This is a genomic window from Candidatus Desulfofervidus auxilii (genome assembly GCA_030262725.1).
Classification (GTDB): Bacteria; Desulfobacterota; Desulfofervidia; order Desulfofervidales; family Desulfofervidaceae; genus JAJSZS01.
Genome location: JAJSZS010000048.1, coordinates 1 through 6,750 on the forward strand (window position 1 = coordinate 1; position 6,750 = coordinate 6,750).

Annotated in this window: 8 protein-coding genes; all 8 read right to left on the reverse strand. The window is 29.7% G+C overall.

Annotated elements, in window-relative coordinates; genetic code table 11:
* Positions 1-471: 471 nt before the first annotated feature.
* Positions 472-1,134, reverse strand: coding sequence for a hypothetical protein (locus LWW95_11410; protein MDL1957632.1), 663 nt, complete (start codon positions 1,132-1,134; stop codon positions 472-474).
* Between the two features lie 2 nt (positions 1,135-1,136).
* Positions 1,137-1,892 (reverse strand): hypothetical protein, encoded by a 756-nt coding sequence (locus tag LWW95_11415; protein ID MDL1957633.1) that lies wholly within the window; start codon positions 1,890-1,892, stop codon positions 1,137-1,139.
* A gap of 73 nt (positions 1,893-1,965) precedes the next feature.
* A complete protein-coding gene (locus tag LWW95_11420) occupies positions 1,966-2,271 on the reverse strand; it encodes a hypothetical protein (GenBank protein MDL1957634.1) in 306 nt (101 codons plus the stop codon).
* A 71-nt stretch (positions 2,272-2,342) separates the two neighbouring features.
* Positions 2,343-3,956, reverse strand: a complete 1,614-nt coding sequence (locus tag LWW95_11425) for a TraM recognition domain-containing protein (GenBank protein MDL1957635.1) — start codon at positions 3,954-3,956, stop codon at positions 2,343-2,345.
* A gap of 205 nt (positions 3,957-4,161) precedes the next feature.
* Complete coding sequence (locus tag LWW95_11430; protein ID MDL1957636.1) at positions 4,162-4,560, reverse strand: hypothetical protein; 399 nt, start codon at positions 4,558-4,560, stop codon at positions 4,162-4,164.
* A gap of 342 nt (positions 4,561-4,902) precedes the next feature.
* Positions 4,903-5,250, reverse strand: a complete 348-nt coding sequence (locus LWW95_11435; protein MDL1957637.1) for a single-stranded DNA-binding protein — start codon at positions 5,248-5,250, stop codon at positions 4,903-4,905.
* Between the two features lie 106 nt (positions 5,251-5,356).
* Positions 5,357-6,229: an ssDNA-binding domain-containing protein gene (locus LWW95_11440; protein ID MDL1957638.1), complete on the reverse strand. Its 873-nt coding sequence runs from the start codon at positions 6,227-6,229 to the stop codon at positions 5,357-5,359.
* 131 nt (positions 6,230-6,360) lie between these two features.
* Positions 6,361-6,567 carry a hypothetical protein gene (locus LWW95_11445; GenBank protein ID MDL1957639.1) on the reverse strand — a complete coding sequence of 69 codons (207 nt, stop codon included), beginning with the start codon at positions 6,565-6,567 and terminating at the stop codon, positions 6,361-6,363.
* Between the last annotated feature and the right edge of the window lie 183 nt (positions 6,568-6,750).

Here is a 6,750-nt window from a genome sequence, read left to right on the forward strand (position 1 = left end):
TGATTACTAATTTTTTTGCACCCTCAATATACAATGATGTAACAGATATTTTTTTTTCTCTTGCTAATTCTTGAAGTTGAGTATGAATAGACATAGGTGCTTTTAAATTAAACGATTTTAAATCTTCGCTCATGTTGTGTCCTTTGATTGTTTTCATATATGAGTATATATAAAAGATATATATATTTAGCTTATTTCTAAAATAATTTTGCTAAAAATCTTAAAATCTTAAATAATATAACAAAAACGACTCCACGTATGGGGGGAACGACTCCACGTATGGGGGCTTTTGACTCCACGTATGGGGGGAACGACTCCACGTATGGGGGGAACGACTCCACGTATGGGGGGAACGACTCCACGTATGGGGGCAATTCGCTAAAACTTCACTAGAAGTTTTACTAAAAGCTTACTAAAAGCTTTTTAGTAAAACCAAAGATTAAAAGATTTTTTCTTTTAGAAGAAAAATCTTTAATCTTTTAATAATTGCTTTTGAGAATAAGGTTTAATTTTGTTATATATATTGATATTTTCTATCATTGTTTCAATATCAATAAAAAATAATTTATCCCACGTAGGCATATTGTTAGCAATAGTTTTCATAAGCTTTTTATTTGGTGTAATATAAAGTATTCTGTCAAAATTATCTTGGCTTGATCTCTTTACAAAATCCTTATATTTGGGATTTCCTTTTTGATGTGTTTCAACTTCTATAGCTATTGTATGTATTTGTGTTTGAACGATTAAATCAGGTACTGCATGATAGGTATTTTTATGATGCCAAACAGAAGTACGTGTAACCTCACCCAATTTGGAAAGATGATAATAGGCTATTTGTTCTATTATATTATGGTGTATCTGGCTTATAGAACCTCTATGTACCTTTGGAATATAACCAAGGTCTAAAAGTAGGTCTTTGGTGCTTTTTGGTAGTGTTACGGCATTTCTAGGCTGTGTTAGTCCTGTAGGCACTAATTTAATTAACCCCTTTTTCTTCATGTGTGATATTTTATTTCTAGCTCCCTGTACGGACTTGTAAAAAGTTTTACCTAAAACTTCGGCATAGCTTCTGCCAAAATAACTTATGAATATTAATATTTCTAGTTCTTTTTGGTTATATTTGATTTTAATCATATTTATTCTTCAAACGTCACTTTTTCTCTTGAATAAAAGATTTTCCAAAAAAGATAATCTCCTGCAAGGCTGGCTAAATTAATGATAAAAATAAGAGTAACAAAAAAATAGGTATCTACATGACTAATCTCAACGCCAAATTGATTAATTATTAAATTGACCCATGAAGCTATAATTTGGTCTAAATTTTCACCGAAAAAATAACCAAAAAATCCCCATACTAAAATTAGCAAAAGTCCAAATGCGTAAGCAATTTTTACACTATACAATGTTTCAAACCAAATATCAGATATAGCCTTTCTTACACCGTTTTTTGCTTCCTTGGTATCAGATGGTGCATAAGCACGTATTGTTATAGTTTTCAAAAATTGTAAAGTCCATGAAAATATAAATACACCGATTGTAAATGATGCTACACCCAACCATGTATTAAATGCTCCAAACATTAACATGATTGGTACAATTATAAATGTACCAAAAAAGTAAAAAGTAAATTTTTTAATTTTACTACTACGTTCCAAGATACGCCATTCAGCAAGTCTATCATGTATAAGAGTGTCAAATTTGCCAATTCCTCTTGCTGTTCCTGCTTCTTCTCTTGATATGTAATTTTGAAGTACTGCTCTCATCCCTGTACGGACTTTTTTCTTTAGACTTTCATCATCACCTCTACCCTCTTCATATTGGTTACGGTGGAAATTTTCACTACCCATATTAAAAACCTTTCTTTTTTTTAAAATATTTGCTATAATTCTCATGTTGTGTCCTTTGGACGCTCAACGATTGTTTTAGCCAGCGGTTCGCTGGCTAGTCTTCCCTATATTTATTATGTTAAAAATCTTCTAATGGTGGAAATACCAATTTAGGATTATATTCTGTATCAACGTCATAACTTGCTTTTATTCCGTTAATATCTACTTCTCCACCCTCAATCATAATAGCTATCTCTTCTTTTGTAAAAACATGCCCTTTTAATTGTTTTGCTTTTGGATTTAGATACATAAAAAAATTACATCCTGTTTGTTCCCCATTTTTATAAATGTTATTTTCACATTTAATCATTGGCACTTTTGCATTGTTTACTTTTTTGATAACGCCTGCACATAATGGACATTTTAAAGTTTTGTCTTGACTCATGTTTTTTCCTTTGGAATATTTTTTTAAGCTTTTAAGCTTAACAGTACACCCCTGTAAGATGCACCATTAAATTAAAAATCTACAATATCATCATCAGCAGCATTAGCAAGAATAGATAAAACATCTTCTTTTATATTAGTATTTTCACCATGCTCTATTTTTATATTTGGGTCTTTGATTATTTTTTGCTCTTTTAACTCAAAGGTAACTTTGTTTGGCTTAGATACTTTTTTATTAATTTCATCCCAATTAAACGGATTTGAGCATTTTACAAAATGAGTTTCTACAAATACGGCTGTGTTCAGATATTCTGAAATTAATATAGCGTGTTGTTGAAACCACATCGCCCTAATTCTAGTAGTATTAAGTAAAGGCTCTAAATCTTGTGAAAAAGTATCTTCCAGATTCCTTTTTGAATATTTGGTAACTACTTCATCACCACCTAGAAGCCCTACATATTTTAAAGTTTCTGTATCAGATATTTTATAAAATAGTTTTACGGTACTGTTTGATAAAATTGCATTACGTACTGACATATCTTCTATTTGAGAAAGATCCTGCAAAAGAAGTGAACAATTTACACCAAATCCTGCAAGTGTACTTAATCCACCAGATAATCTTTTTGATACATAAAAAGAAACTTCATCAAAAATTGCATGACAGTTCGCAAGATTTCCTTTTGCTTTTTCTTTTCGTACAGTTTGGGAAATATCTATATACAAAAGCTTAAGCATTTGTAAACTGGATGAGTTTTCCATATCACATTTAAAGTATAAAACTTTGCCATTATAAAGAGCTTCTTTGATGCTGTATTTTGTATAGATATTTGCATTAAGTAACAGTTCAAAAATTTTCATATAAATCATTTCTAAAGCAGCTATATTTTTTGCGTTAAATTGTAACTCTTCTAAAAGTTCTGTGGTAAAATACATGTTAGATAATTTTTCAATTCTATTTTGATTTGGCTTTACTTTTTGTAGTTCTTCTTGAAGCTGTTTATACTTTTTTAAGTCATCAAATAAGCACCTTACATATTCCATAATGAAATACCAATCTTTAGGGTTATCTTTTGTCTTTTCATTGTTTGGATTATAGATTACTTCTAAAATTTTTAAAAGAGTCATTCTTTGATTTCCTCTATAGTGTTCGACCGCTGGATCGGTACTCTTCTCAAACTCTAATGCAACTGAAATTTTTTCCCACATTTCAATAATCGTATCATCATCATTGAAGCCACTATAACCAAAGTCATTAGGATAATTTACAATCAAAAAATCTTCGGGGCGATTTTGTTTTTCTAGTTCTTCTTTTATTATTTGAGGTGTAAAATCTTCTTGTTTAACATCCACATAAATTAACCCGTCTTTGTAGCGTAATGTTTCTAATACATTATTACCTATGACGATACCTTTACCTGAACGTGTGTAACCTACATATAATTTATGGTTGATTGCAGCTTTTGGTATATACATTGGTTTATATTTTTCTTCTGTTTGGTCGTAAGTGATACCAAAAAATTCATAACCATCTTTACAAATATATTTTGATGGACTGTATTTTTTAGGTGGGTGATAAAGTTCTTTTTTTGCAGTTGTGATAGATGTAATACTTCTTCCAAGATTTGAAGCAAAATGACGCATTTGGACTTTTTTATTTTGGTTTTTTTTCTTGAATAAATCAAACATTTTTCTACTTTCAAAGTGATTATATTTTATGTTATATGTATATAACTATGCTATTTACGAGTATATCGTTAGTATAACATTAAAAACTAAATTATATAAGCACAATAGCTTTATAAAATTTCTGGATAAGATATACTAAAATAATATTAATATATCTATAAATTAATATAATATAAGAATACAATAGGTATTAAGAATAAATATACTACATATTCTTTAATGTTTTAATAAGTTTTATTGCGTCTAATTTGTAAAAGTTTAGTATTATTATTTGTACGGCTTCTTGAAATTTTTTAGGACTATGATTTTTTAAATAGTTCATTTTTTTAATATTTTTTTCTACTGAACTTTCAGTATCTAGGTATTTATGAAGTTCTTTAAAATCTGTATTTAAAAGGTACGCTAAATCGTGCATATCTTTTATTTTTTTTACTCCACTATTGCGTTTTTTTTCTAGTGATTTCCTCTTGGTGCTTAGTCCTAATTTTTTAATTCTTTGGTAATAATATGCTACAGAAATATCTAGCGTTTTAGTAGCACTTTTTACACTCTCCCCCTGTAATATTTTAGTATGAATTTCTTTTATTTCATCATCTGTAATCATCATTCTTCCTTTAGTTTATAAAATCAAATATAGAAGTTTGTGTAAACTTATTATCTTTGATTGCAAATATATCTTTTAAACTCTTTTCAGTTGTAAAAGTGAAGCTTTTTAAATCTTTTTCGTGTATCCATCCACATGATTTAAAGAGATAATTTGAGTCAAGTTTTGTTATAAAATCACATTTTTTTAACATAATTTATCCTTAAAATATATATAATATATTACCCCTTGATGCAAGGGGCAATATAGCGATTTAATCAAATAAAAAATCTGAAAATTTATAGAATTTATTTTCTATACATTCGCCTAAACTATTACAATATTTTATTAACTTTGCCATGCTTAAGCCTCCCCATTTTTAGAGAGGTTTGTAAGTCTATTACATGATACATATAGCTCTTTGTATGTGTCACCATTTTTGGTTGTTTTCTCTCTTTGGGATAGTTTCCCCTCTATGGCAACTCTTGCACCTGTATTAATGTTTTGATTTACATATTCGGCTTCTCTTCCAAATACTGTCACCTCAACAAATACGGTTTTATCTTTTACATCATTGTTAGCTACTGTGAGATATGCTACTGCTTTTTTATTCTCTTTGCCAGCTATAAAATGTGGTACTTTTGTTACGTTTCCGATTAGATTTACTGTTTTCATGTTGTGTCCTTTAAGATTGTTTTTTATATCTATCATGTAATACATTTTAGATATAAGATATTATATCCTAAAAATAGGATAATGTCAAGTAAAATATAAATATTTTATAAATATTTTACTAATATTTTATATATAAGTAAGGCTATGCTACCTTACTTATATTTTCGCTACATCCTAAGAGATAATCAGTTGCTTTTTGTGCTTCGCTTGCTGCTTTCCAAAGGATATTTTTATTTTCTCTAATGGCTTTAATCCATCCTTCTAAATATTCTACGTGCTGGCAGTTTTGTATATTAATATTGAACTCGCCACACATAAAAACGCTTGTAAGCTCTGCTACAAGCTCTTCAAATCCATAGGCTTTACTTGCTATAGTCTCACCCATTTGTCTATCAAGTCTATCTTTATGCCCTGTACTGTGTCCTAGTTCGTGAAATAAAGTAGAGTAAAAATCCTCTGTACTCACAAATCTTTCTAGGGGTGGCATGCGTACCTCATCCATTGCAGGGCTATAACATGGCTGAAATCCCTCATATTTAATAGTGATAGGTAATGAGCTAATATAGTCCTCTACAGGTCCTATTTTCTCATTTTGGTATGTTTTAGGCTCTGCGATGTCAAACTCTAAGCCCTCTATTTGTTCAATGTTGAATACGGTATAGTATTTAACCATAGGGTACTTTATTTTTTCGCCTTTTTCATCAAGCTTTTTACTCTCTGCCATGGTGTAGAAAAATACAGACGTGCCACGCTCTCCTTTTTTTACTTTCCCCCCCAATGCTAAGGCTTGTTTAAATGTCAAGTATCTATTTGTTTGATACCCTCTTTCTATTGTTTGCATCCATAATAAAAGGATATTAATACCTCTATAACCCTTTTTAGTGCTTTCGTTAAAAGGCATCCCTGTACTTGCACCACTCCAAGATTTAACCCATTGCTGACCGTTTGCCTCCATAGAGTCAATTAGTTTAGTTACGGCTTCTTCAAATTTTTCTTTGATGTGATTGTTTTTCATGTTGTGTCCTTTGATTGTTTGTAAGTATATTATATCTAATTTATCGGATTATGTCAAGTAAATATACATAAAATATAAATAAATTATGTATATTTTATTATGTTTAAAAGTTCATCTTAGGCGACAAATCCTTAAAAGGGTATAGCCGTCCAGCCGTCTTTAACTAATATGAGTAGGGCATTAGCTAAAAACTCTTCTGTTTCTTCAACTCCCATAGGGGGCTTGATAGACTTTGCGTAAATGACAATATCGTTTTTCATTAGTGTTATGATGTCATGCAGGTAAAGACCTGTAATCTCTTTTAGTTGGTTGTTTAGTTCTAAAAATGTGTTTTTCATGTTGTGTCCTTTGATTGTTTGTAAGTATATTATAGCCTAAAAATAGGATAATGTCAAGTAAATATACATAAAATATACATAAAATATAAATAAATTATAAATAAATTATAAGCAAAAAATACGGTATAACAAAGTTATAGACTAAGTTAGCCTGATGTGAACAAGTTTAGTTTAAGGTTAGTC

Excerpts from the sequence above, each read along its gene's own strand:
- LWW95_11420 (MDL1957634.1), bottom strand. The coding sequence starts at position 2,271 with ATGAGTCAAGACAAAACTTTAAAATGTCCATTATGTGCAGGCGTTATC.
- LWW95_11440 (MDL1957638.1), bottom strand. The coding sequence starts at position 6,229 with ATGAAAAACAATCACATCAAAGAAAAATTTGAAGAAGCCGTAACTAAA.
- LWW95_11445 (MDL1957639.1), bottom strand. The coding sequence starts at position 6,567 with ATGAAAAACACATTTTTAGAACTAAACAACCAACTAAAAGAGATTACA.
- LWW95_11430 (MDL1957636.1), bottom strand. The coding sequence starts at position 4,560 with ATGATTACAGATGATGAAATAAAAGAAATTCATACTAAAATATTACAG.
- LWW95_11435 (MDL1957637.1), bottom strand. The coding sequence starts at position 5,250 with ATGATAGATATAAAAAACAATCTTAAAGGACACAACATGAAAACAGTA.
- LWW95_11425 (MDL1957635.1), bottom strand. The coding sequence starts at position 3,956 with ATGTTTGATTTATTCAAGAAAAAAAACCAAAATAAAAAAGTCCAAATG.
- LWW95_11410 (MDL1957632.1), bottom strand. The coding sequence starts at position 1,134 with ATGATTAAAATCAAATATAACCAAAAAGAACTAGAAATATTAATATTC.
- LWW95_11415 (MDL1957633.1), bottom strand. The coding sequence starts at position 1,892 with ATGAGAATTATAGCAAATATTTTAAAAAAAAGAAAGGTTTTTAATATG.